The 21237-nt window shown below is 72.8% G+C and carries 30 protein-coding genes and 1 tRNA gene; 18 read left to right on the forward strand and 13 right to left on the reverse strand.

The features are described 5' to 3' along the window. Positions 1-13: 13 nt before the first annotated feature. Positions 14-742, reverse strand: coding sequence for an AAA family ATPase (locus I4I81_RS00900; protein WP_218615724.1), 729 nt, complete (start codon positions 740-742; stop codon positions 14-16). A gap of 93 nt (positions 743-835) precedes the next feature. Between I4I81_RS00900 and I4I81_RS00905 the strand changes: the two genes are divergently transcribed. Further along, positions 836-907, forward strand: a tRNA-Asn gene (locus I4I81_RS00905). 56 nt (positions 908-963) lie between these two features. Here I4I81_RS00905 and I4I81_RS00910 read toward each other — a convergent pair. The 11 genes from I4I81_RS00910 to I4I81_RS00960 are packed head-to-tail and all read right to left on the reverse strand — an operon-like array spanning position 964 to position 6949. Continuing rightward, a complete protein-coding gene (locus I4I81_RS00910) occupies positions 964-2145 on the reverse strand; it encodes a tyrosine-type recombinase/integrase (protein ID WP_218603431.1) in 1182 nt (393 codons plus the stop codon). A gap of 11 nt (positions 2146-2156) precedes the next feature. Further along, positions 2157-2348: a helix-turn-helix transcriptional regulator gene (locus tag I4I81_RS00915; protein ID WP_218603432.1), complete on the reverse strand. Its 192-nt coding sequence runs from the start codon at positions 2346-2348 to the stop codon at positions 2157-2159. Positions 2349-2405: 57 nt separating this feature from the next. Then, positions 2406-3947 (reverse strand): replication initiator, encoded by a 1542-nt coding sequence (locus I4I81_RS00920; RefSeq protein ID WP_225924447.1) that lies wholly within the window; start codon positions 3945-3947, stop codon positions 2406-2408. Continuing rightward, complete coding sequence (locus I4I81_RS00925) at positions 3944-4201, reverse strand: hypothetical protein (protein WP_218603433.1); 258 nt, start codon at positions 4199-4201, stop codon at positions 3944-3946. Before I4I81_RS00925 ends, I4I81_RS00920 begins: the two co-directional genes overlap by 4 nt. A 56-nt stretch (positions 4202-4257) precedes the next feature. Beyond that, the gene (locus I4I81_RS00930) at positions 4258-4539 is read right to left on the reverse strand and encodes a hypothetical protein (protein ID WP_218603434.1); all 282 of its coding nucleotides are present in this window, start codon (positions 4537-4539) and stop codon (positions 4258-4260) included. Continuing rightward, positions 4539-4811 (reverse strand): hypothetical protein, encoded by a 273-nt coding sequence (locus tag I4I81_RS00935; protein ID WP_218603435.1) that lies wholly within the window; start codon positions 4809-4811, stop codon positions 4539-4541. Before I4I81_RS00935 ends, I4I81_RS00930 begins: the two co-directional genes overlap by 1 nt. Further along, the gene (locus I4I81_RS00940; protein ID WP_225924448.1) at positions 4808-5092 is read right to left on the reverse strand and encodes a hypothetical protein; all 285 of its coding nucleotides are present in this window, start codon (positions 5090-5092) and stop codon (positions 4808-4810) included. The genes I4I81_RS00935 and I4I81_RS00940 overlap by 4 nt, the downstream gene beginning before the upstream one ends. Continuing rightward, entirely contained in the window at positions 5089-5619 is a 531-nt protein-coding gene (locus I4I81_RS00945; protein ID WP_226363671.1) for an FtsK/SpoIIIE domain-containing protein, read from the reverse strand. The genes I4I81_RS00940 and I4I81_RS00945 overlap by 4 nt, the downstream gene beginning before the upstream one ends. Continuing rightward, on the reverse strand, positions 5612-6250 hold the full coding sequence (locus tag I4I81_RS00950; protein WP_218603436.1) for a hypothetical protein: 639 nt from the start codon (positions 6248-6250) through the stop codon (positions 5612-5614). Before I4I81_RS00950 ends, I4I81_RS00945 begins: the two co-directional genes overlap by 8 nt. Continuing rightward, positions 6247-6615: a hypothetical protein gene (locus I4I81_RS00955; RefSeq protein ID WP_218603437.1), complete on the reverse strand. Its 369-nt coding sequence runs from the start codon at positions 6613-6615 to the stop codon at positions 6247-6249. Before I4I81_RS00955 ends, I4I81_RS00950 begins: the two co-directional genes overlap by 4 nt. A 13-nt stretch (positions 6616-6628) precedes the next feature. After that, positions 6629-6949 (reverse strand): hypothetical protein, encoded by a 321-nt coding sequence (locus I4I81_RS00960; protein ID WP_218603438.1) that lies wholly within the window; start codon positions 6947-6949, stop codon positions 6629-6631. Between the two features lie 189 nt (positions 6950-7138). On the opposite strand from I4I81_RS00960, the gene I4I81_RS00965 reads away from it, so the two are divergent. The 17 genes from I4I81_RS00965 to I4I81_RS31115 all read left to right on the forward strand — a co-directional run bounded on the left by I4I81_RS00965 (position 7139) and on the right by I4I81_RS31115 (position 20204). Further along, on the forward strand, positions 7139-8020 hold the full coding sequence (locus tag I4I81_RS00965; RefSeq protein ID WP_218603439.1) for a DUF5919 domain-containing protein: 882 nt from the start codon (positions 7139-7141) through the stop codon (positions 8018-8020). 11 nt (positions 8021-8031) lie between these two features. After that, the gene (locus tag I4I81_RS00970) at positions 8032-8814 is read left to right on the forward strand and encodes an inositol monophosphatase family protein (protein WP_218603448.1); all 783 of its coding nucleotides are present in this window, start codon (positions 8032-8034) and stop codon (positions 8812-8814) included. A gap of 178 nt (positions 8815-8992) precedes the next feature. Next, on the forward strand, positions 8993-9286 hold the full coding sequence (locus tag I4I81_RS00975; RefSeq protein ID WP_218603440.1) for a hypothetical protein: 294 nt from the start codon (positions 8993-8995) through the stop codon (positions 9284-9286). Positions 9287-9832: 546 nt separating this feature from the next. After that, positions 9833-10174: an ArsR/SmtB family transcription factor gene (locus tag I4I81_RS00980; protein WP_218603441.1), complete on the forward strand. Its 342-nt coding sequence runs from the start codon at positions 9833-9835 to the stop codon at positions 10172-10174. 3 nt (positions 10175-10177) lie between these two features. Then, positions 10178-10654 (forward strand): SRPBCC family protein, encoded by a 477-nt coding sequence (locus I4I81_RS00985; RefSeq protein WP_218603442.1) that lies wholly within the window; start codon positions 10178-10180, stop codon positions 10652-10654. Beyond that, positions 10654-11274, forward strand: a complete 621-nt coding sequence (locus I4I81_RS00990; protein WP_218603443.1) for a dihydrofolate reductase family protein — start codon at positions 10654-10656, stop codon at positions 11272-11274. The genes I4I81_RS00985 and I4I81_RS00990 overlap by 1 nt, the downstream gene beginning before the upstream one ends. A 94-nt stretch (positions 11275-11368) precedes the next feature. After that, the gene (locus I4I81_RS00995; protein WP_218603444.1) at positions 11369-12418 is read left to right on the forward strand and encodes an LLM class flavin-dependent oxidoreductase; all 1050 of its coding nucleotides are present in this window, start codon (positions 11369-11371) and stop codon (positions 12416-12418) included. An 11-nt stretch (positions 12419-12429) separates the two neighbouring features. Further along, the gene (locus I4I81_RS01000) at positions 12430-13332 is read left to right on the forward strand and encodes a DUF5996 family protein (protein WP_218603445.1); all 903 of its coding nucleotides are present in this window, start codon (positions 12430-12432) and stop codon (positions 13330-13332) included. Between the two features lie 45 nt (positions 13333-13377). Beyond that, on the forward strand, positions 13378-13995 hold the full coding sequence (locus I4I81_RS01005) for a TetR/AcrR family transcriptional regulator (RefSeq protein WP_218603446.1): 618 nt from the start codon (positions 13378-13380) through the stop codon (positions 13993-13995). Between the two features lie 236 nt (positions 13996-14231). After that, positions 14232-15365 carry a thiolase family protein gene (locus tag I4I81_RS01010; protein WP_218605687.1) on the forward strand — a complete coding sequence of 378 codons (1134 nt, stop codon included), beginning with the start codon at positions 14232-14234 and terminating at the stop codon, positions 15363-15365. Between the two features lie 5 nt (positions 15366-15370). Continuing rightward, positions 15371-16270, forward strand: a complete 900-nt coding sequence (locus tag I4I81_RS01015) for an alpha/beta hydrolase (protein ID WP_218605686.1) — start codon at positions 15371-15373, stop codon at positions 16268-16270. An 87-nt stretch (positions 16271-16357) separates the two neighbouring features. Then, positions 16358-17560, forward strand: a complete 1203-nt coding sequence (locus tag I4I81_RS01020; protein ID WP_218605685.1) for a cytochrome P450 — start codon at positions 16358-16360, stop codon at positions 17558-17560. 10 nt (positions 17561-17570) lie between these two features. Further along, complete coding sequence (locus I4I81_RS01025) at positions 17571-17762, forward strand: ferredoxin (protein WP_218605684.1); 192 nt, start codon at positions 17571-17573, stop codon at positions 17760-17762. A gap of 12 nt (positions 17763-17774) precedes the next feature. Continuing rightward, positions 17775-18356, forward strand: coding sequence for a TetR/AcrR family transcriptional regulator (locus I4I81_RS01030; RefSeq protein ID WP_218605683.1), 582 nt, complete (start codon positions 17775-17777; stop codon positions 18354-18356). Further along, positions 18353-19426 carry a CapA family protein gene (locus I4I81_RS01035; RefSeq protein ID WP_218615725.1) on the forward strand — a complete coding sequence of 358 codons (1074 nt, stop codon included), beginning with the start codon at positions 18353-18355 and terminating at the stop codon, positions 19424-19426. The genes I4I81_RS01030 and I4I81_RS01035 overlap by 4 nt, the downstream gene beginning before the upstream one ends. 5 nt (positions 19427-19431) lie before the next feature. Beyond that, the gene (gene speG, locus I4I81_RS01040) at positions 19432-19953 is read left to right on the forward strand and encodes a spermidine N1-acetyltransferase (protein ID WP_225924450.1); all 522 of its coding nucleotides are present in this window, start codon (positions 19432-19434) and stop codon (positions 19951-19953) included. Positions 19954-20081: 128 nt separating this feature from the next. Next, on the forward strand, positions 20082-20204 hold the full coding sequence (locus I4I81_RS31115; protein ID WP_267460856.1) for a hypothetical protein: 123 nt from the start codon (positions 20082-20084) through the stop codon (positions 20202-20204). On the opposite strand, the gene I4I81_RS01045 is transcribed toward I4I81_RS31115, so the two are convergent. After that, a complete protein-coding gene (locus I4I81_RS01045) occupies positions 20191-21192 on the reverse strand; it encodes a zinc-dependent alcohol dehydrogenase family protein (RefSeq protein WP_218604727.1) in 1002 nt (333 codons plus the stop codon). The genes I4I81_RS31115 and I4I81_RS01045 overlap by 14 nt on opposite strands. Positions 21193-21237 lie beyond the last annotated feature (45 nt).

The raw sequence follows: 21237 nt of genomic DNA on the forward strand, positions 1-21237 counted from the left end.
TTTTCCAACATAATCAGACATGGCGGCCGGGGTCGGCCAGGAACGCACGGGTGGCGCGGACGGGCAGCGCGTCGTCGTAGCGGACGGGGGTGAGCGACCCGTCGTCGCCGATCTCCAGGATCCGGGCGCCCGGGACGGCCAGCAGGACGGGGGAGTGGGTCGCGATCAGGAACTGCGAGCCGCCGCGGGCCAGCTCGTCGATCCGGCGCAGCGCGCGGATGCAACCGCGGGTGGACAGCGCGGCCTCCGGCTCGTCGAGGAGGTAGAGGCCGCGGGGGTGGAAGCGGTGGGTGAGCAGGTCGAGGAACGACTCGCCGTGGGAACGCGCGTGCGGGGAGACGCCGCCGTACGCGGGCATCAGCGGCGGGCCGCCGCCCTCCCGGTCGAGCCGCTCGATCTCCGTCGCGACGTTGTAGTAGGACTCGGCGCGCAGGAAGAACGACGTCCTCTCCCGCCCCGGCGCCCGCCCCACCCGCAGCGCCCGCCCCAGCGACGACTCGCTGCTCCGGGTCGCGAACCGGAACGACCGCGACCCGCCCTCCGCGTTGAACCCGGCCGCCACCGCGATGCCCTCGACGAGCGTCGACTTCCCGGAGCCGTTCTCGCCGACCAGGAACGTGACCCCCGGCCCGAGCGTCAACCAGGCGCGGCGCAGGCCGTCGACGACGGGGAGGTCGAACGGGTAGCCGGTGCCCGCGGCGTCCTCGTCGAGGGCGACGTAGCGCACGAACCTCCCCGGCACCGCCCCATCCTGCCCGACCCACCCCCACCCGTCCGCCCGGTGGCGGTGCGCTATGGTTTCGGGGCCGGACGGGGTAGCACCCCGTCGATACGGTCCTCCGTAGCTCAACGGCAGAGCACCCGACTGTTAATCGGGCGGTTACTGGTTCGAATCCAGTCGGAGGAGCAACAACTCCAGGTCAGCGGCTTGCCGCCTGATCTCTCTGCAAGATCACCCGGCGGTTACCCGGCGGAAACCCCCTCGTCGCCCTCACGCTTGGCGTCGCGGTGAGCACGATCCAGAGCATCCGCGGCCTGCCGATCGACGGCCCGCCGGCCCAGGTAGCGATCCTGCGTCATCGACACTTTCGCGTGCCCGAGCTGGTCGGCGATCTGCCGAGCGGAGAGGCCGGCCCGATCCATCTCCGTCGCCGCGGTCTTGCGGAACACGTGCGAGGTCACCCACGCGAACTCGGCCGAGCCGCGGGCGTTGCGGAGATCTCGGCTGGTGTTCGACGGATCCCGCCAGCCACCGGCCGAGTCGGGGAACACCGGTCCGCGTCCACCGGCCGCGAGCTTGCGCCGGCGCAGCATCGACAGGGCGAAGGCCGGCAGTCGGAGCGTGCGCTCACCGGCGCTGCTCTTGGTGGTCTTGCGGATCAGCCCCACGCCCTTGATGCGGATCAACGTGTGGTCGATCTCGACGGTGCCGTCAGCGAGGTCGACCTCCTCCCAGCTCACCGACAGCGCCTCGCCGATGCGGACGCCGGTACCGAGCATCCACTCGCACAGGTCGGGCAGGTCCTTGCGGACGGCGTCCCGGTCACCGTGCAGGCGGGTGACCCACTCGTGCCTTTCGTCCTGCGTGAGCGCGCGCGGTTGCCGGGCCGGCGTGCTGACGATCCGCCCGACGTCGCGGACCGGGTTGGACAGGATTGCGCCGTGCCGCACCGCGAGCCCGAGCACCCCGGAGACGACCGTCCGCGCGATCTTGGCCGTGGCGGAACCCTTGTGGAGCTGGACCGTCTGCACGAAGCGATCCAGCCGCGGCACCGTGACCTCCCGGAGGCGGAGCTCCGCGAGCGCAGGCAGGACATGGGTGTCGAGGTTGAGCCGGTAGAGCTGCGCCGTGTTCGGCGAGCGCTGGCCCTGCACGACGAGCCGGTCGACGCCCTCGATCCACTCCGTCGCCGCCACGCTGAACCGTGAGTCGCCGTTGAGGCCGTCGCGCGGTCCTTGCTGTGCCCGGTCGCGCAGGTGCTCCCGGAGCCGGTTCTTCGCCGCCGCGGGCGTGGCCCCGTTGCGCTCGACCTTCCGCGTGACGCCGTCGTGGTCACGGAAGCGTGTGCAGGCGCGGAAGCCGCCGCCGATCTTCTCGGTGCTGATGCTGCCGTAGGTGCCGATCGGCAACGGTGGTCGCGCCATCGTGGGCCTCCTCAGCCGGCCTTCTGGCTCTGCGCATCGAACCACCCGCGGACGTCCTCCGGGCGGTAGCGCAGGTACCGGCCGACCCGTGCGCCCTTCGGGCCGTAGCCGCTGCGGCGCCAGTGGTAGATCGTCATCACCGGGACTCCGAGGTACGTCGAGACGTCCTCGACGGTCCACAGCGGTGGCGTGGTGGTGGGCATGATCATCCTTCCGTTCGTCGTGTCGTGGTCGTCTCGGTCGCGGTGCATCGGGGCCTCTCAGGGCAGGTCGGCGGTGGCCAGCTCCTCGCGGGCGGTGAGTCGGTGCTCGCGTGCGTTGGCGGCCGCGGTGTTCGCGAGCAGCGCGTCGGCGGTGGTGTGCCAGCCGATGCCGGCGAACGCGAGCGAGGCGATGACGACCGTCGGTTCGTCGTCGAGGGCCTGGCCGTGCTCGACGAGGTCGGGGCCGGTGTCATGGAGGTGTTCGCGGCGCCAGGCCCGGCGGGCGTTGCGCAGCGCGCCGAGCGTCGTCGAGTAACGGCGGGACTTGGTGGAGAAGTGCCCGCCAAAGCCGAGCATGTGGGTCCAGCGTCGGAGGCGGCCGTAGCCGGCCATCCACTCGTCGAGCGGCCCGACGTCGTCCGGGTCGTGGTGGCGGGCCCAGTCGCGGTGATCGGCGAGGACCTGCACGGGTGGGCGCCCGAGTCGCCAGCAGGCGCCGATGAGCCGGCCGACGTGAGTCGTGGGGTCGGCGTGGATGGCGATGGTGTCGTCGGTGATCCGGGCGGAGGCGTGCCCGGTGATCTCGGTGGCCTTGGTGGCGTACTTGGCGAGGTAGCCGGCGACGGCGCCGGTAGTGATCTCACCGCGGTCGTCGATGTCGCGGACGGTGAGCCGGACCTGTCGCGGGTCGATCTGCGAGCCCCAGGCGATCGGCCACCCGTCGGGCCGGCGGGGGTGCGGCTCGGTGGTGAACGCGGTCGCGGTGAGCGCGTCGTGCAGCAGGACGGCGAGGTGTCCGGCGGTGATCGAGACGGGTGGGGCGGTCACGGCGTCGGGGTCGGCGGGGTCGATTCCGTCGAGCCGGACCATGGCGTGGGTGTGGGCGACGCCGCGGCGCTGGAACTCGGCGACCTTGGCGTAGGACAGCCGCAGCTTGACTCCGTGCCGGTCGCCGAGGCGGCGCAGGAGCCGGTTGGCGGTGTTCATGCTGCGGCGCCACAGCTCGCCGGCGTAGCCGTTCCAGACGACCTGGTGGTCGTGGTCGTAGCAGTCCAGGCACAGCGGCCGGCCGACGATGCGGTCGGTGTCGGTGTGGCGGGCGCGGCACTCCATGACCACGCCGTGCGGGCAGGTGTCGGCGTCGCGGCGGGGGCGGCAGGGCCGGCCGTCGCGGTGGTGGGTGTGGACGGGGCCGAAGGAGCCGGCGGTGCCGGTGAGGAACACGCACGGGTGCTCGGCGACGGTGGTCGGGACGCCCTTGCCGCCGGACAGGCCTGCCTTGACGAGCTGGAAGGTGTCGGCCCGGTAGGTCTCGGCGCAGGAGGGGCAGACCACGGCGCGGCGGTTGCCGCAGGGCACGTAGAGCACCCCGTCGGGCATCGCGGCTGTGCCGGTCGTGGAGGTGATGCGGCCGGTGGCGGGTTCGACGGTGTGCAGATCACCGCGGAGCCGGATCGGGTGCGCGCAGCCGGCCGCGGCCCGGACGTGTCCCTGCCAGGCCGGGTAGTCCGGGGAGCCGGCGCGGCGGACGAGGTCGGTCACGTTCGCGCCGGCCCAGCGCGCAGGGGTGGGCCGTGTCGGGGCCGGCGCGGTGCTCATGCCGAGGTTCCGGGCTCGAGGTGGCCCCACCGCTGGTGCGCGGCCTGGCGGGTAATGCCGAGCCGGGCCGCGATCTCGGACCAGCTGTAGCCGGCCCTGCGCAGCCCGGTCACCGCGGCGGCGAGCGCGTCGTCGACCGTGGCGGAGAGCGCGGCGAGGTCGGGCAGCGCATCGACATCCCCGGAGCCGACACGGCGGCCGGCCGCGGCGATGATCCGGCGCCCGAACGCGGCGAAGGCATCGTTCTCGACCACCCGGGGCATCCCGTTGCCCGTCAACGCCCGCTTGACACCCGAGCGGGCCGGGGCGCTCACCAGCGGCCCCCGTTCGCAGGGTGCACAGCAGCAACCGCGGTCTGGTTCTGTCTGGCCGGGTCGCGACCGTCGAGGGCGCGCAGCCTGGCGCGGATCCGCACCTCGCGGCGGACAGCTCGGAAGACCCAGGCCAGGCCGCCGATGGCGAGCAGTAGGCCGAGCCCGATGTTCGCGTAGTGCTCGACGATCGGGAACGCCGCGGACAGCGGGCCGAGCGCGCACACCCCGCAGATCACCAGCATGATCAGCCGGTACTCGGTGCCCCGGTGGCCGCCCATCACCGATCACCCCGAGGCAGCGGGCGGGCGGCGCGGGCGCGGTGCAGCAGCGATACGAAGGTTCCGACGGTGGGGGTGTCCCAGCCGGCCAGCCAGGCGAGCATCCGCTCGTCGTAGGTGCCGAGGACGATCCCGGTCAGCGGCTCGTGCACGGCGGAGAGGAAGTCGAGCCGGGCGGCTTCCAGGTCGTAGATCAGGGTCCGGCGCACGTCGAACGGGGGCCGGATGTTGACCGGCTCGACGTCGAGCGGGCGCAGGTCGGGGCGGCTCATGCGGCGGCCCTCCGGGCGATGGCGGCGATGTCGTCGTCGGTGAGCCAGGCGCAGCGCATCCGGATCGGGACGCCACCTTCGGCGAGCAGCCAGCCGACGCCGGGTTCGCCCGGGTCGATGGTGGAGGCGTCGACGCCGCGGGCGTGCCAGCCGTGGCCGAGGATGATGTCCGAGCTGGTCTCGGTGGTGCAGCGGAACGCGAGCCGGTAGCCGAACAGGTCCCGCAACGAGGTCGGGATGATGTCGTGGCTGGGCCGCTGGGTCGCGGCGACGACGATCACCCCGGCGGCGCGGCCGCGGGCGAGTAGGTCACGCAGCAGCAGCGAGAACTGGTCACGCTGCTTCTGTCCCCGGCCGTGGCGGAGTAGTAGGCGAGTTCATCGATCACCAGGACGATCGCGTCGGTCCAGTCGTCGCGCTCGATCTTGCGGCGGTCGGCCGATCGGAGGTAGGCGTAGCGGTGCTGCATCTCGGCCTGTAGCTCGCCGAGGGTGTCGATGGCCTCGCCGAGGTCGGGGCCGATGAACCGGTCCGCGCAGGAGCGCCAGAGCCCGAGCTCGACTTCCTTGCCGTCCATCAGCCAGAGTCGGCAGTCGGTGGCGAGGGCGGCGTGAGCGCAGATGTTGTTCAGCGCGCCGGACTTGCCTGAGCCGGGTTCGCCGGCGGCCAGGAGGTTTTTGTAGATCAGCGTGATGAGGACGGCGGCGGCGTTCTCGTCGATCCCGAGATAGATCGGGTCGAAGATCGACGGCGGAAACGGTCGGGCCGGGCGGGGCCGCGGCTTGCGCAGGCGGGGCAGGCTACGCACTGCGACCACCCCCGAACTCGGGCACCGCGTGCAACCGCACCGGCACGGGTACCGGGGTGCTATGCGGGGACGCGACCGGGGCGCCGACGAGGGGGTCGCGGCGGACGATGTCCAGAGTGACGAGCGCGGTCACCTTGCGGTGGGCGGCGATCCGGGCGTCGGCGGCCCAGCACGCGGAAGCGAGGTGCGACAGGTTGCGTTCGAGATCGCCGGCGTCGATCCCTGCGCGCAGCAGCAGCCACACGCGTTCTCCAACCGGGGTGGGTCGGGACCAGAGCTGCAAGGGCAGGTTGCCCGAGTAGTTCATGATCCGCCGCTCCCTGCATGCGGCGCGGAGCCGGTGGCGGGTCATGACCGCATAGCAGCGGTGCAGGACGTAGCGGCGCGAGCGCGGCCACGCGGCGGTGCCGAGCGCGAGCGCGGTGACGATGATGCCGGCGACCCACGCGGGCATCCGGTCGGTGAGCCACAGCCACGCCGAGACGGCGATGGCGGCGACGACCAGCTCGGCCCGCCAGCGGATCACGAGCCCAAGCAGCCGGGCCGGACGAGAGCGCTGGGGCCGGGTGAAGATCTCGAACGGCTCCGAGCGGGACAGCCGCTCCCGCGGGGTGCGCACGGTGCCCCTCATCGCCGGCCCCGCATCCGAGCCGGGGCGAGCGGGCGCACGACGCACCCGGAGGCGTCGACGAACTGCGTCGCGGTCCTGGCCGTTCGGTCGAGCCAGGGGGTGTCGGTGCCGCGCAGGGCGAACACGTACGCGGCGTAGAACGCCGACACCCAGCCGAGCAGGACGTTGCGCCCGATGTCGAGGCGGTCCAGCTCGGCGAGCAGGTGTTGGCGCTCGTCGTCCTGGTCGTCGTCGAAGCGGGCGAGTTCATCGGCGATTGCGTCGATCTGGGCGTCGGCCTCGTCGAGGCGGCGGCTCAGGTCCGCGTAGGAGTCGTGCAGCGCGGCGGCGTCGGCGGTGCCGACGACGATCGTCAGATCCTCCATGATCGTTCCTCTCTCACGCGCTCTTGGCCGCGGACAGCGCGCGGACCTCGTCGGCGCGGAAGGCGACGCCCTCGCGGCCGTTGCGGGACCAGGGCTGCGCGACCAGGTGCACCGGGGTGACGGGCTGGCCTTGCTGGAGCTGCGGCGGCTCGGGAGTGGCGAGGGTGACGACGATCGTGTCGGCGCCGCGCTCGTCCATCACGACGAGCTGTGCGGCCCACAGGGGCAGGCGGGTCTTGCGGTCGAGGCGCTGGACGCCGTTCTCGTCGACCTTGCGCTCGAACGGGCGGCCGGTGGTGAAGCTCTTTCGCGAGGTGTCGATCAGCAGTTCCATGACGGGCCCTCCTGGGCGATGTGGGGGTTCGCGGTCGGTGTGGTCTGTGACACGTCCTCACCGTGCGGGCCGATCCGTCTCGTTCAGCGCCGTCCGAGACTCACCCGGACCCGAGCAGTCCGAAGTAGTCTCATTTATGTCTCATCTGCGGTAGGATGTGCTGGTCGGCGACTCGCAGGGGGACACGCGATGAGTGAGACTCAGACACTGTTGAAGGCGATGCTGCGGCAGCGGCACATGCAGGAGCACCGCACGTTCTGCCGGGCGTACGACAAGACCGCGAAGCAGATCGACAACGCCCTCGTGGGCCGGCACCCGAGCAAGGCGACGTTCTACCGCTGGCTGGCCGGCGGCGGGTCGAAGCTCCCGCACCCGGATCACTGCCGGGTCCTTGAGGCGATGTTCCCCGGGGTCAAGGCCGGCGAGCTGCTCGCGCCCTGGGACGACCGCCGACCCCTGCCCGACACCGCGCACGCCGAGCAGGCCGCCCGACTTGCCGGCAACGGGACCGATGCGCCGCGGCGGGCGACCTACGCCGACCTGACGGCCGCGTTCGCCACCCGGGCCGAGTTCGCCGAGCAGATGCCGCCGCACACGCTGTTGGACCAGGCATCGAGCATCAAGGCGGCCGGGCTGTCGCTCAACATGTTGTGCCAGCACTACAGCGACCAGCGGTTGCGCGCGACCCTTGCCCGCGGCGCGATCGTGCATGCGCTGTTCCTCGACCCTGATGGCGACGCCACCCGGGCGCGCGAGGTCGAGGAAGGTCACGGCGTCGGTGACCTCGCCAGCCTCACCCGCCTGAACATGCAGATGCTCCGCCGGCTACGGGCCGAGCTGCCCGCCGACGAGCGCGAGCGCGTCACGATGCGGACCTACGACGAGCCGGTCCGCTTCAACATCACGATCCTGGACGATCGCCAGTGCATCGCCCAGCCCTACATGCCGGCCGCTCGTGGAGTGGACTCACCGACGTTCGTCATTCGCAGGCGCCCGGACGGGTCCGGCATGTTCGGCAGCTTCGAGCGAGTGTTCACCGCCCTGTGGGAGGGCGGCCGGGACTGTGCGTGAAGACTGGCCGGGTGCCGACCGTTTCCGAGCTTCTGCCTATCGCAGTTGAGGCCGTGGACCGCGCCACTCTGATGGTTCGCGAACGCCAGCCCGGCAAGGTCACGATCAAGGGCGACCGCGACCCGGCGACGGAAGTCGACTATGCGATCGAGCGTGAGCTTCGCGCCTTCCTGCTCGACGTGGCTCCCGACGTGGGGTTCCTCGGCGAGGAGGACGGCCGGTTCGGCGACAGCGAATCCGGGTTCATGTGGGCGCTCGACCCCATCGACGGAACGGTCAACTTCATGCAGGGCGTGCCCCTGTACGGTGTGTCCCTGGGGCTGGTCCACCAGGAGCGTCCGGTCCTCGGCGTGATCGACCTACCGTTCCTCGGCATCCGCTACTCCGCCCTCCGCGGTGGCGGCGCATTCCGGGGCGACACCCCGATCAGGGCCCGGGGCGAGCGGCTGGCGGAATCCATCGTCGCCATCGGGGACTACGCCGTGGGCAACGGTGCGACGTTGAAGAACGCTGAGCGTTTGGACATCACGGGACGACTCGCCGCTGTCGCCCAGCGGGTTCGCATGTTCGGATCAGCCGCTGTCGACCTGGCGTGGGTAGCCGAAGGTCGAATCGGCGCGAGCGTCATGCTCGCCAACAAGCCGTGGGACACCGTCGCAGGTGTGCTCCTCGCGCGGGAGGCGGGCGCTGAGGTTCTTGATCGCCACGGAGAGCCCCACACCCTGCGGTCCGATTCGACGGTCGCGGTTGCACCGGCGCTGCGCGCGGACCTGATGCGCATCCTCGCGGTGTAGCCATCCCTCCGGGCCGGGAGGACTTTCTGTACGCCTTCAAGCCGGCCCTGGCGGGCCGGGCGCAGCCCTCCTGCGCTCTGGCCCTTGCCGCTCCGCTCACGGGCCGACGCGCCCGGGCTGCGCAGAGCCCACGGACCAGCACGAGACGACCGAAGATCACCTGCCATAAGCTCTCCGCATGGAGCATCGCGACCCCGGACCTGACACCGCCGATCGCCCAGTGACGGCACTCCGCGAGCTTCTCAACAGCTGGGACCCGATCGGCATCATCGAACACGGCGCGCCACACGATGAGTACGACTGCCTGATCGCGCCGATTCTGGATCAGTTGGAGGACGGCGCCGAGCCCCCTGAGCTTGCGGCCTTCCTGCGGTTGGAGTTGGCGGATCACTTCGGACTGGATCCCGAGCGCCAGGCCGCTGGTATCGAGGCGACGTCACGGGCCGCGGTCGAGCTGCGGGCTCGTGGGTGAGGAGGCGTTGGCTTCCTCGTCCTCGCCGAGCGTCATAGACCGCACCGACCGCATCAACCCCGCTTCGCGCCTCGACACCGACCCCGGCCCGAGTACCCGCAGTAGACGTCACCACGAGGCGAAGGGGGCCGGGGCCGGCGTCGAGGTTCCAGGGTTGACACGCCCGGCGCGGTCCATGAGGCGGCCAGGACGACGAGGAAGGGGGCGTAGCGACGTAGGCCCGGCGGAGATCATCGGCACCGCTTACCTCCCTCTAACCGCCACCACTGACCACCGACGCCGGTAGGTGCTCGGGGGAGTAGGGCGGGTGATCCTGCACGTCATCCGCAGTGTCAGCCATCGACCGCAAACGTCCAAAAGTGTTGATCTTGAATCGGGCGGTTACTGGTTCGAATCCAGTCGGAGGAGCAACAACCCCAGGTCAGCGCGTCGTCGTCTGGCCGAATCCCTGCTCGCACACCGCCCGTAGGTCTGCTCTTCGCGCACTGCGTCCTGTCTGCGATCCTCCCTGCTTGACACATGCCGATATCGGAATACGATTCGCCCGTGGCACGAGCAGCGACGACGTCGGACGTCTTCAACGCGATCGCCGAGCCCCAGCGCCGGCAGATCCTGGTGCTGCTGCGGGCGGGGGAGCGGCCGGTCACCGAGTTGGCCGAGGAGCTGGGGATGACCCAGCCGGGGGCGTCCAAGCACCTGCGGGTGCTCCGGGAGGTCGGACTGGTCCGCGACCGCCGGGCGGGCAAGCAGCGCCTCTACGGCCTCGACGCCCGCGGGCTGCGACCGGTCCACGAGTGGGCCGGCGGGTTCGAGCGGTTCTGGAACGAGAGCTTCGACCGGTTGGACGCGTACGTGCAGGACCTCGAGAAGGAACGGCAGGAGGAGTAGCTGATGAGTGCGACGGCCGAGCGGGAGATCGTCGTCTCCCGGGTCATCGACGCCCCACGGGAGCGGGTGTTCGAGGCGTTCACCGAGGTGCGGCACCTGTCGCGGTGGTGGGGGCCGGAGGGGTTCAGCACCACCACGCGGGCGTTCGAGTTCCGCGTCGGCGGGGTGTGGGACTTCGTGATGCACGGGCCGGACGGCACCGACTACCAGGAGTGGATCTCCTGGACCCGGATCGACCCGCCGGAGCGGATCGCGCTGCGCCACGGCGAGTCCGCCGACGACCCGAACGCCTTCGAGTCGGTACTGACGTTCGCATCCGACGGCGGGGGGACCCGGATCGAGATGCGCACGGTGTTCCCCACCCGGGAGCTGCGCGAGGAGGCGGTCGAGAGGTACCACGCGATCGAGGGCGGCCGGCAGACCCTGGGCAACCTGGCCGCCTACGTCACCGGGACGGTCCGGACGGGAGCGGAGGGCTGATGGCACGGACGGTGTTCTTCAGCGTGTCGATGTCGCTGGACGGCTTCATCGCCCCCGGGTCCCTCTCCGAGCTGATGGGGCAGCAGTGGATGGAGCTGCAGCAGTGGGTGTTCCCGACGCGGTTCTTCCGGGAGAACCTGGGGCTCGGCGAGGGTGGTGAGGACGGGCGCGACGACGACATCCTGCGGGAGACGTTCGACCGCACCGGCGCGAGCGTGATGGGCAAGCGCATGTTCGACGCCGGGGAGCGGATGTGGCCGGAGGAGGCGCCGTTCCACACGCCGGTCTTCGTCGTGACGCACGAGCGGCGCGATCCCTGGGAGCGGCCGGGCGGGACCGTCTTCCACTTCGTGAACGACGGCGTCGCGGCCGCGCTCGCCCGGGCCCGCGACGCCGCAGGCGACCGCGACGTCCGCATCGCGGGCGGCGGCGCGACGATCCTGGAGCACGTGAACGCCGGCCTGGTCGACGAGTTCTCGATCGCGCTCTCACCGGTGCTGCTCGGCTCCGGGATCCGCCTGTTCGAGGGCATCGACGCGGGCCGTGTCGCGTTGGAGCAGGTCAGGGCGGAGCCGGGGCAGCGGGTGACCCACCTGACCTACGCGGTCCGCGAGCGGTGACCGGCCCGCGCTGATCCGTGCCGGCGCGCACCCGAGCGCCGCCAGTGCCGCACCTCACCGGCGAACCCGGGGTCCGTGCGGCCAGGATGGAGGCATGCACATCGGGATCGACAGCTTCGTCTCCGCCGTGACCGACCCGGGCACCGGTGAGGTCGTCAGCCCGGCGGACCGGGTGGCGCACCTGCTGGAGGAGGTCCAGCGCGCCGACGAGGTCGGGCTCGACTCCTTCGGCATCGGCGAGCACCACCGCAGCGAGTACTACGACTCGGCCCCGTCGGTGCTGCTGGCCGCCGCCGCGGCGCGGACCAGCCGGATCCGGCTCAACAGCGCCGTCACCGTGCTCAGCGCCGACGACCCGGTGCGGGTGTTCCAGGACTTCGCCACCCTCGACCTGATCTCGCGCGGCCGGATGGACATGGTCGTCGGGCGGGGGTCGTTCACCGAGGCGTTCCCGCTGTTCGGGCTGTCCCTGCGCGACTACGACTCGCTGTTCGCCGAGAAGCTCGACCTCCTGCTCCGCATCCGGGAGTCCCCGACGGTCACGTGGTCGGGCAAGCACCGCGCGCCGCTGTCCGGGCAGGGCGTCTACCCGCGGCCGCTGCAGGAGCAGCTGCCGATCTGGCTGGGCGTCGGGGGCACGCCGGAGTCGTTCATCCGGGCCGGGATGCTCGGGCTGCCGCTGATGGTGGCGATCATCGGCGGCGAGCCGCACCGCTTCCGCCCGCTGATCGACGCCTACCGCGAGGCCGGTCGCCGGTCCGGCCACGACGCGGCGCAGCTCAAGGTGGGGCTGCACGTGTTCGGCTTCGTCGGCGACACCTCCCAGCAGGCGAAGGACGACTTCTACCCGGGCTGGTCGGAGATCTTCACCAAGATCGCGAAGGAGCGCGGCGGGTCCGCGCCCACCCGCGGCGGCTACGAGGCCACCACCGGCCCGACCGGCGCCTACTTCATCGGCGACGCCGAGACGGTGGCCGCGAAGATGCTCGCCGTCTCCGACGCGCTGGGCGGCGTCGACCGCATCTCCCTGCAGATGACGAACGTCCGGCTCGCCCACGACAACCTGCTGCACGGCATCGAGCTGCTCGGCACGAAGGTCGCCCCGATCGTGCGGGCCGCGGGCGGGGAGGCGGCCGACCGGTAGCGTCGGCGGCCGTGGAACTCCTCCCCGCCGTCCCGTACGAGAGCTGGTCCGGCACGATCCCGACCCTGCACCGGTTCGCCCAGGTCGTGGGCAAGGTGCGGCTCGCCGCGAGCCCGCTGCGCAACCACTGGTGGAACGTGCCCCTGCACCTGACCGGCCGGGGCACGACCACCCGGCCGATGGGCCTGGACCCGACGTTCGCGATCGACTTCGACTTCCTCGACCACCGGCTCGTCGTGAACGCCCTCGACGGGCGGGCGGCGTCGTTCCCCCTGGTCGGACGGTCGGTGGCCGGCTTCCACGCCGGCCTCGTCGACACGCTGACGGCCGTCGGGGTCGACGGCTCCGTGCTCGACGGCGCCCGCCCGTTCGACCTGCCCGACGCCGACCGGCCCTTCGCCGACGACACCGAGCACGCCACGTACGACCCGGCGGCGGTCACCCGGTACTGGCAGGTGCTCAGCCAGGTCAACCTCCTGCTGGAGGAGTTCGCGGGCGCGTTCACCGGCAAGACCAGCCCGGTGCACCACTTCTGGCACACCTTCGACATCGCGCTCACGCGCTTCTCCGACACGGTCGTGCAGCACCCGCCCGGCACCGACCGCGTGACGCGCGAGGCCTACTCCCGCGAGGTCGTCAGCTCCGGGTTCTGGTTCGGCGACCCGACGTACCCGGAGCCCGCGTTCTACTCCTACACCGCCCCGGAGCCCGCCGGGCTGGCCGGGGACCCGCTGCCGCACGGGGCCCGCTGGGTCGAGCGCGGCGCGAGCCACCTCGCCGTCCTGCCCTACGAGGTCGCCCGTGCGGCCCCGGACCGCCGCGTCACGGTGCTGGAGTTCTACGAGGCCGCGTACCGCGCCGGGGCGACGCGGGCCGGCTGGGACGTCGACGCCCTTGCGCACCGCCCGGCGTGACGATCAGCGTTGACCGTTTCGTGCGGTGCTCCGTAGGCTGAGCCCGTGCCCACCTCCTCGACCGAACGGACCCGCCGCGAGCAGCGCACCGTCGACAGCCGGTCGCGCATCCTCGAGGCGGCCGTGGAGTGCCTGGCGGAGGACGGGTTCAGCGCGGCCAGCACGCTGGCGATCCAGGCCAGGGCCGGGGTGTCGCGGGGGCGCCTGCTGCACCACTTCCCGTCGCGGGAGGCGCTGCTCGTCGCCGCGGTCGAGCACCTGGCGGGCCGGCGCGTGCGCGAGGCCGCCGACCGGATCGGCCTGGACGTCGGGGTGGTGGGCGTCGACCGCATCACCCAGGTCGTCGAGTTCATGTGGCTGACCTACCACGAGCCCTACTTCTGGGCCGCCGTCGAGCTGTGGACGGCGGCGCGCACCAACGACGGCATCGCCGAGTCGCTCCTGCCGAACGAGCGACGCCTGGGCGGCGCGATCCGGGCGAGCGTCGACGCCATGTGGGGCCCCGAGCTGGCCGGGCACCCGCGGTACGCCCAGCTGCGGGAACTGCTGCTCACGAGCATGCGGGGTGTGGCTCTGGTCTACGCCTTCGACCGGCGCGACCCGCGCCGCGACCCGCACATCGCCCAGTGGGTCGACACCGCTCGGGTACTCCTGGAGACCTGAGTCACCCCAGCCGTAGAGATCGGGGGCGTCGGTCTGGTCTACTCCACGGGCACGACCGGCCGCCCCAACGGTGTGGCGGCCACCCGGCGGCTCCCGCCCCCGTGCCCCCTCCCGCACCCCCTGCTGTGACGCGCGTCGCGCGCCCGGACCGGGGTTGACGGCGACCTCCCCGGATGTAGGGTCAGGACTGACTGTTACGCCGGGGTGACGAGGCCCCGCGGGAGACGGAGTGGGTCATGCGGGACGCAGTGATCGTGGAGGCCGTGCGCACGCCGGTGGGCAAGCGCAACGGCGGTCTGTCCGGGGTGCACCCGGCCGACCTGTCGGCGCACGTGCTCCGCAGCCTGGCCGAGCGCAGCGGCGTCGACCCGTCGCTGGTCGACGACGTGATCTGGGGCTGCGTCAGCCAGATCGGCGAGCAGACCTTCGACATCGCGCGCACCGCCGTGCTCGCCGCGGGCTGGCCCGAGACGGTCACCGGCGTCACCGTCGACCGGCAGTGCGGGTCGAGCCAGCAGTCGGTGCACTTCGCCGCGGCCGGGCTGGTCGCGGGCCAGTACGACGTGGTCGTCGCCGGCGGCGTCGAGTCGATGAGCCGGGTGCCGATGGGGTCCTCGCTCAACGGGGCCGACCCGTACGGCGCCGACTTCGCCGCCCGCTACGACGGCGCGCGGCCCAACCAGGGCGTCGGGGCCGAGATGATCGCCGAGCGCTGGGGCCTGTCCCGCACCCAGCTCGACGAGTACGCGATCGGCAGCCACGAGAAGGCCGCGGCGGCGCAGGACGAGGGCCGCTTCGACGGCCAGATCGCGCCGGTCGCCGGCGTCGCGAAGGACGAGGGGATCCGCCGCGGCGGCACCGTCGAGGGCCTGGCCGGGCTGAAGACCGTGTTCAGGCCGGAGGGCGGCACGATCACCGCGGGCAACAGCTCGCAGATCTCCGACGGCTCCGCGGCCCTGCTCATGACCACCAGCGAGAAGGCCCGCGAGCTGGGCCTCACGCCGATCGCGCGCGTGCACACCGCCGTCCTCGCCGGCGCCGACCCGGTGATCATGCTGACCGCGCCGATCCCGGCCACGCAGAAGGCGCTCGCGAAGTCCGGCCTGTCGATCGACGAGATCGGCGCGTTCGAGGTGAACGAGGCGTTCGCCCCCGTGCCACTGGCCTGGCTCGCCGACATCGGCGCCGACGCCAAGGTCCTCAACCCGAACGGCGGCGCGATCGCGCTGGGCCACCCGCTCGGCGGGTCCGGTGCGCGGCTGATGACCACGCTCGTGCACCACATGCGCGACAACGGCATCCGCTACGGCCTGCAGACCATGTGCGAGGGCGGCGGCCAGGCCAACGCCACCATCCTCGAGCTGCTCTGACGGCGGTGCCCGCCTTCCACGACGACCTGAGGCTCGGGCGGTTCATCCCGCCCCTGTCCTTCGGTCCCCGCACCGTCGCGCTCGCCCGGCGGCTGCCCGTGCGCACGCCGCCCGCCCCGGACGACGTGGAGGTCACCGACGTCACCGCGCCCGGGGTGTCGCTGCGGCTCCACCGGCCCCGCTCGCTGCAGGGGGCCGCGCCCGCGCTGCTGTGGAGCCACGGCGGCGGGTACCTCGTCGGGTCGCCCGAGCAGGACGGGGCCGGAAGTGTCGCGTTCGCCCGCGAGCTCGGGATCACCGTCGCCGCGATCCGCTACCGCCTCGCCCCGGAGCACCCGGCGCCCGCGGCGGTGGAGGACGCCCACGCCGCGCTGCGGTGGCTGGCGGGGCACCCGGGCGTCGACCCGGGGCGGATCGCGATCGGCGGGGCCAGCGCGGGCGGCGGGCTCACGGCGGCGCTCGCGCAGTGCGCCCACGACCGCGGTGCGGTCCGGCCGGCGTTCCAGCTGCTCGTCTACCCGATGCTCGACGACCGCACCGTGCTGCGCACCGACCTCGACACGCGCGGCGTGCGCGTGTGGACCCCACGCAGCAACCGCTACGGCTGGACGTCCTACCTCGGGCGGGAGCCCGGCTCGCCGGAGGTCCCGCCGTACGCGGCCCCGGCCCGCCGGGCGGACCTGGCCGGGCTGCCGCCCGCCTGGATCGGCGTGGGGACCCTCGACCTGTTCCACGACGAGGACCTCGCGTACGCGGACCGGCTGGAGGCGGCGGGGGTGCCGTGCGAGCGGCACGTCGTCCCCGGCGCGTTCCACGGGTTCGACGCGCTGTTCGGGGGCCGGCCGGTGGCGCGGGAGTTCCGGGCGGAACAGGTGCGCGTGCTCCGGGCGGCGCTCTTCACGTAGATCGCCCGGTTCGTCCTAACTGAGAGTGCACTCTCACTTCGGTGGTAGCGTCGGGTGGGTCGAGCACGTCGGGGAGAGGACGATCGGATGACCCAGGCACCACCCGTTCCGCCGCTGCACATGCGGCGCGACCGGTTCGATCCCGCCGCCGAGCTGGCGGAGGTCCGCGAGGGGGAGGGGATCCGGCGCGTCGAGACGATGTTCGGCGTTCCCGCGTGGCTGATCGCGCGCCACGACGACGTGCGCGAGGTGCTCGGCGACGCCACCCGCTTCAGCAACGCCGGCGGCCTCGCCCTGCGCATGCCGGGCGACACCCGCACCGAGGAGGAGAAGCGCCGGGCGATGGCCGGGCAGATGCTCGCCGCCGACCCGCCCGACCACACGCGGCTGCGCCGGTTCCTCACCCCGGAGTTCACGGTGCGCCGGATGAAGCGGCTGGAGCCGCGGATCGTCGAGATCGTCGACGAGCACCTCGACGCGATGGAGGCGGCCGGCAGCCCGGCCGACCTCGTGCCGTCGTTCGCCCTGCCGATCCCGTCGCTGGTGATCTGCGAGCTGCTCGGCGTGCCCTACGCCGACCGCGCCGAGTTCCAGCACCGCACCGGTCGCCAGCTCGACCTGTCCATCCCGATGGACGAGCGGATCGCGCTGCAGCGGGAGAGCCGTGCGTACATGGACCGGCTCGTCGCGGGCGCGAAGGCCGACCCGGGCGAGGACATGCTCGGGATGCTGGTGCGCGAGCACGGCGCGGAGATGAGCGACGACGAGCTCGCCGGCATCGCGTCGCTGCTGCTCATCGCCGGGCACGAGACGACGTCGAACATGCTGGGGCTGGGCACGCTCGCCCTGCTGCGCCACCCCGACCAGCTCGCGACGGTCCGCGACGACCCCTCGACCGTCGACCCGGCCGTCGAGGAGCTGATGCGCTGGCTCTCGATCGTGCACACCGGCGTCGCGCGGACGACGACCACCGAGGTCGAGCTCGCGGGCCGGACGATCCCGGCGGGGGAGACGATCCTGTGCGCGCTGCCGGCCGCCAACCGCGACCCGGCCCACGTCGAGCACCCCGACGTGCTCGACGTGTCCCGCGGCGCGATGGGCCACCTCGCGTTCGGCCACGGCGTGCACCACTGCCTGGGCGCGCCGCTGGCGCGGATGGAGATGCGGATCGCGTTCCCCGCGCTGCTGCGCCGGTTCCCGGACCTCGCGCTCGCGGTGCCGATCGAGGACGTCCCGTTCCGCGCGTTCCACTTCGTCTACGGGCTGCACTCGCTGCCCGTCACCTGGTGAGGAGTACACCGTGAAGATCGCCGCCGACCGGGACGTGTGCATCGGCGCGGGCATGTGCGTCATGAACGCCGAGGCCGTGTTCGACCAGGACGACGACGGGATCGTCCTCGTGCTCGTCGAGGAGCCCGATGCGGCCGACGAGGCCGCCGCCCGGGAGGCCGTCTCGCTCTGCCCGTCCGGGGCGCTGCGGGTCATCGGGTGAGATAGTCCGCGCATGACGGCGGGCCGGGCGATGCGTGTGGACGCCGCGCGCAACCACGAGCGCATCGTCGCGGCCGCGGGCGTCGCGTTCGAGGAGGTCGGCCCGGGTGTGGCGCTCGACGAGGTCGCGCGCCGCGCCGGGGTCGGCGCCGCCACCCTCTACCGGCGCTTCCGCAACCGCGACCAGCTCGTGCGCGCCGTCGTCGAGCACGTCCTGACCACGGAGATCTCCCCGGCGACCGAGGTCGTCACCGACGACCCGTGGCGCGACCTCGTCGGCATGCTGGAGGCGTCGGTGGAGTCGTTCGCGGCGCACCGCACGGTGCTGCGCCTGGCCCGCGAGGTGGGCGCGATCGACGTCGACCTCGTCGACGGGTACCTGCGCTCCATGGAGCGGCCGCTGCGCCGCGCCGCCGCCGCCGGGCTGGTGCGGCCCGAGCTGCTCGCCCGCGACCTCGCCGCCGTCGTGGTGATGGCGCTCGCCACCGTGGACGACCACGACGCCGACCCCGCCGACCTGCGCCGCTACCTCGCGCTGCTGGTGGACGGCCTGCGCCCGGCCCCCGGCGTGCTGCCGCCGCCGTCGGACCGGTGAGCGTGCGCCTGCGCGTCGGGCTGCTCGGGTGCGCGCTGCTCGCGGCCTGCGCCGCACCCTCTCCTCCGCCCGCACCGCCGGTCGCGGCCGCGGCTCCGGACTCCTTCACACTGGTCGCCACCGGTGACGTGCTGATCCACCAGGGCGGGTCGCTCACCGCCGGTGCGCAGCGCGGGGACGGGTACGACTTCTCCGGCGTGCTGGCCCCCGTCGCCCCGCTGCTCCAAGGCGCCGACCTGGCGATCTGCCACCTGGAGACGCCGGTCGCCGGGCCCGGGGGCCCGTTCCGCGGCTACCCGAGCTTCGCGGTGCAGCCCCAGATCGTCGACGCGCTCGCCGGTGCCGGCTACGACCTGTGCTCGACGGCGTCGAACCACTCCCTCGACGACGGGTTCGACGGCCTGGTCCGCACCCTCGACGCGCTCGACGCCGCCGGGGTGGCGCACACCGGCACCCACCGCACCGCCGACGAGCCCCCGACGGTCGTCGAGGCGGGCGGGGTGCGGGTGGGGCACGTGGCGGTGACGTTCTCGCTCAACGGCGTCGCACCGCCCGCCGGCCGCGAGTGGGCCGTCGACACCTTCGACGCCCCGGACGTCACCGCGACGCTGCGGGCCGCGGCGCGGGCGCGGGCGGCCGGGGCGGAGGTGGTGGTCGCGAGCGTGCACTGCTGCGAGGAGTACGACCCGGACCCGTCGGAGCTGCAGGTGGAGACGGTGCGTGCGCTGCTGGCCTCGCCCGACGTCGACCTCGTGCTCGGCCACCACGCGCACGTCGTGCAGCCGTTCGAGCGCATCGACGGGGAGTGGGCGGCGTACGGGCTGGGCAACCACGTCGCCCAGCACTCCACCCGCGGGTTCGCCACGGAGGACTCGGTGATCGCGCGGTTCACCTTCACCCGGCAGCCCGGCGGCGGGTTCGCCGTGACCCGGGCCGAGGCGGTCCCGGTGCACATCGACCTGGACCCCTTCCGGGTCGTGCCGGCCGACCCGGCCACCCGCGACCGGGTGTCGGAGGTGCTCGGGCGTCGCGGGGCGATGCAGGACGGCCTGGGGATCGGGGGAGGATGAGACCCATGACCATCCGGCTCCGGGCCCTCGAGCGCGACGACCTCGAGTTCGTGCACGGCCTCACCAACGACTCCCGGATCATGTCCTACTGGTTCACCGAGCCCTACGAGGCGCTCGTGGAGCTCCGCGACATCTACGACCGGCACGTCCACGACAACCGGGAGCGCCGCTTCGTCATCGAGGCCGACGGGCAGCCTGCGGGGATCGTCGAGCTGGTGGAGATCGACTACATCCACCGCGGCGCCGAGTTCCAGATCATCGTGCACCCGGCCCACCAGGGCCGCGGGTACGCGCGCGAGGCGACCCGGGCGGCGCTGGACTACGCGTTCGCGGTGCTCAACCTGCACAAGGTGTACCTCGTCGTCGACATCGAGAACGCGGCCGCGATCCACGTCTACCGGAAGGTGGGCTTCGTGACCGAGGGCGAGCTGCGCGAGGAGTTCTTCGCCGACGGCCGCTACCGCAACGCCCTGCGGATGGGGATCCTGCAGCCGGAGTACCTGGACCCTGCTGCCGGTCGCGCGTAGCGTCGGTCCTTCGGCCGCCCGGGGCTCCTCCCGTCCCGTACACCGAGTCCGGCAGCAGCGAGGATGTGCGCCCGGTCCGGTTCCCGGCGGCCCCACCCACCGCGCCTCGCGCGCACCAGGGAGTTCCCATGGCCGACAAGTCGCCCCGCCAGTCCGCGAGCAAGAAGTCCGGCAAGTCCATCAAGGAGAAGCGCGCGGAGAAGAAGGACAAGAAGGACGGCGGCTCCGGCATCACCCTCAGCGGGAAGTAGGGCTCACCCGCAGCACCGGCTTGCCGGGCGCCCGGTCCGGCGAGTCGACGTAGGTGTGCGCGGCGGCGACGTCGTCGAGGTCGAAGATCCGGTCGACCGACGGCGTCAGCGCACCGGACGCCAGCCCGGCGCGCACGAAGTGCTCGGCGCGGCGCAGGGCGGCGGGGTCGCCGGTGATCTCGAAGACGGTGTAGCGCCGCATCCACACCGGGGCGTAGCGGCCGCCGGGCAGGGGAGTGGGCTCACCGGAGAGCCCGCCGTGGACGATCACGGTGCCGCCGCGCGCGCAGGCCCGCACGAGCTCGGCCACGCGCGGCCCGCCGACGGCGTCGAGGACGAGGTCGGCGCCCGCCCCGCCGGTGGCCCCGCGCAGCGCCGGGGCGAGGTCGGACCCGTCGTCGACGAGGACGGCCGCCGCACCCGCGGCGAGCAGCGTGTCCCGGCCCCCGTCGGTGGTGACGGTGGCGATCGGGAGCGCGCCGAGGTGGCGCAGCACCTGCACCGCCGCGAGCCCGATGCTGTTGGCCGCCGCGGTGACGACGACGTGGTCACCGGGCCGCACGCGCACGATCTCCTGGGTCATGCCGTAGACGGCGACGTTCGGCATCCAGACCGCCGCGCCCGTGACGGCGTCCATGCCGGGCGGGCGCGCCAGCAGCGCCGCGGCGGGCACGACGGCCTCCTCCGCGTAGACCGGGTAGTCGTTCTGGGAGAACGCGGGGACGACGCAGACGAGGTCGCCCGGCTGCCACCGCACGACGTCCGGGCCGATCTCGAGAACCTCGCCCGCGGCCTCCGAGCCGAGCCCGGCGGGGAGGACCGGCTGCTCCAGGTACGTCCCGCGGCGGAAGTTGACCTCCGCGCGGTTCAGCCCGATCGCGTCGACGCGGATCCGTACCTCGCCCGGTCCGGGTGCACGGACCGGGAGGTCCTCGATCCGCAGTACCTCGGGGCCGCCGGTCTCGTGGAACCTGATCGTCCGCGCCATGCGGGGAACCTACGCGGACGACGCAGGGCCCCGGATCGTCGACCC

Source organism: Pseudonocardia abyssalis (assembly GCF_019263705.2).
In the GTDB taxonomy this organism is placed as follows: Bacteria; Actinomycetota; Actinomycetes; order Mycobacteriales; family Pseudonocardiaceae; genus Pseudonocardia; species Pseudonocardia abyssalis.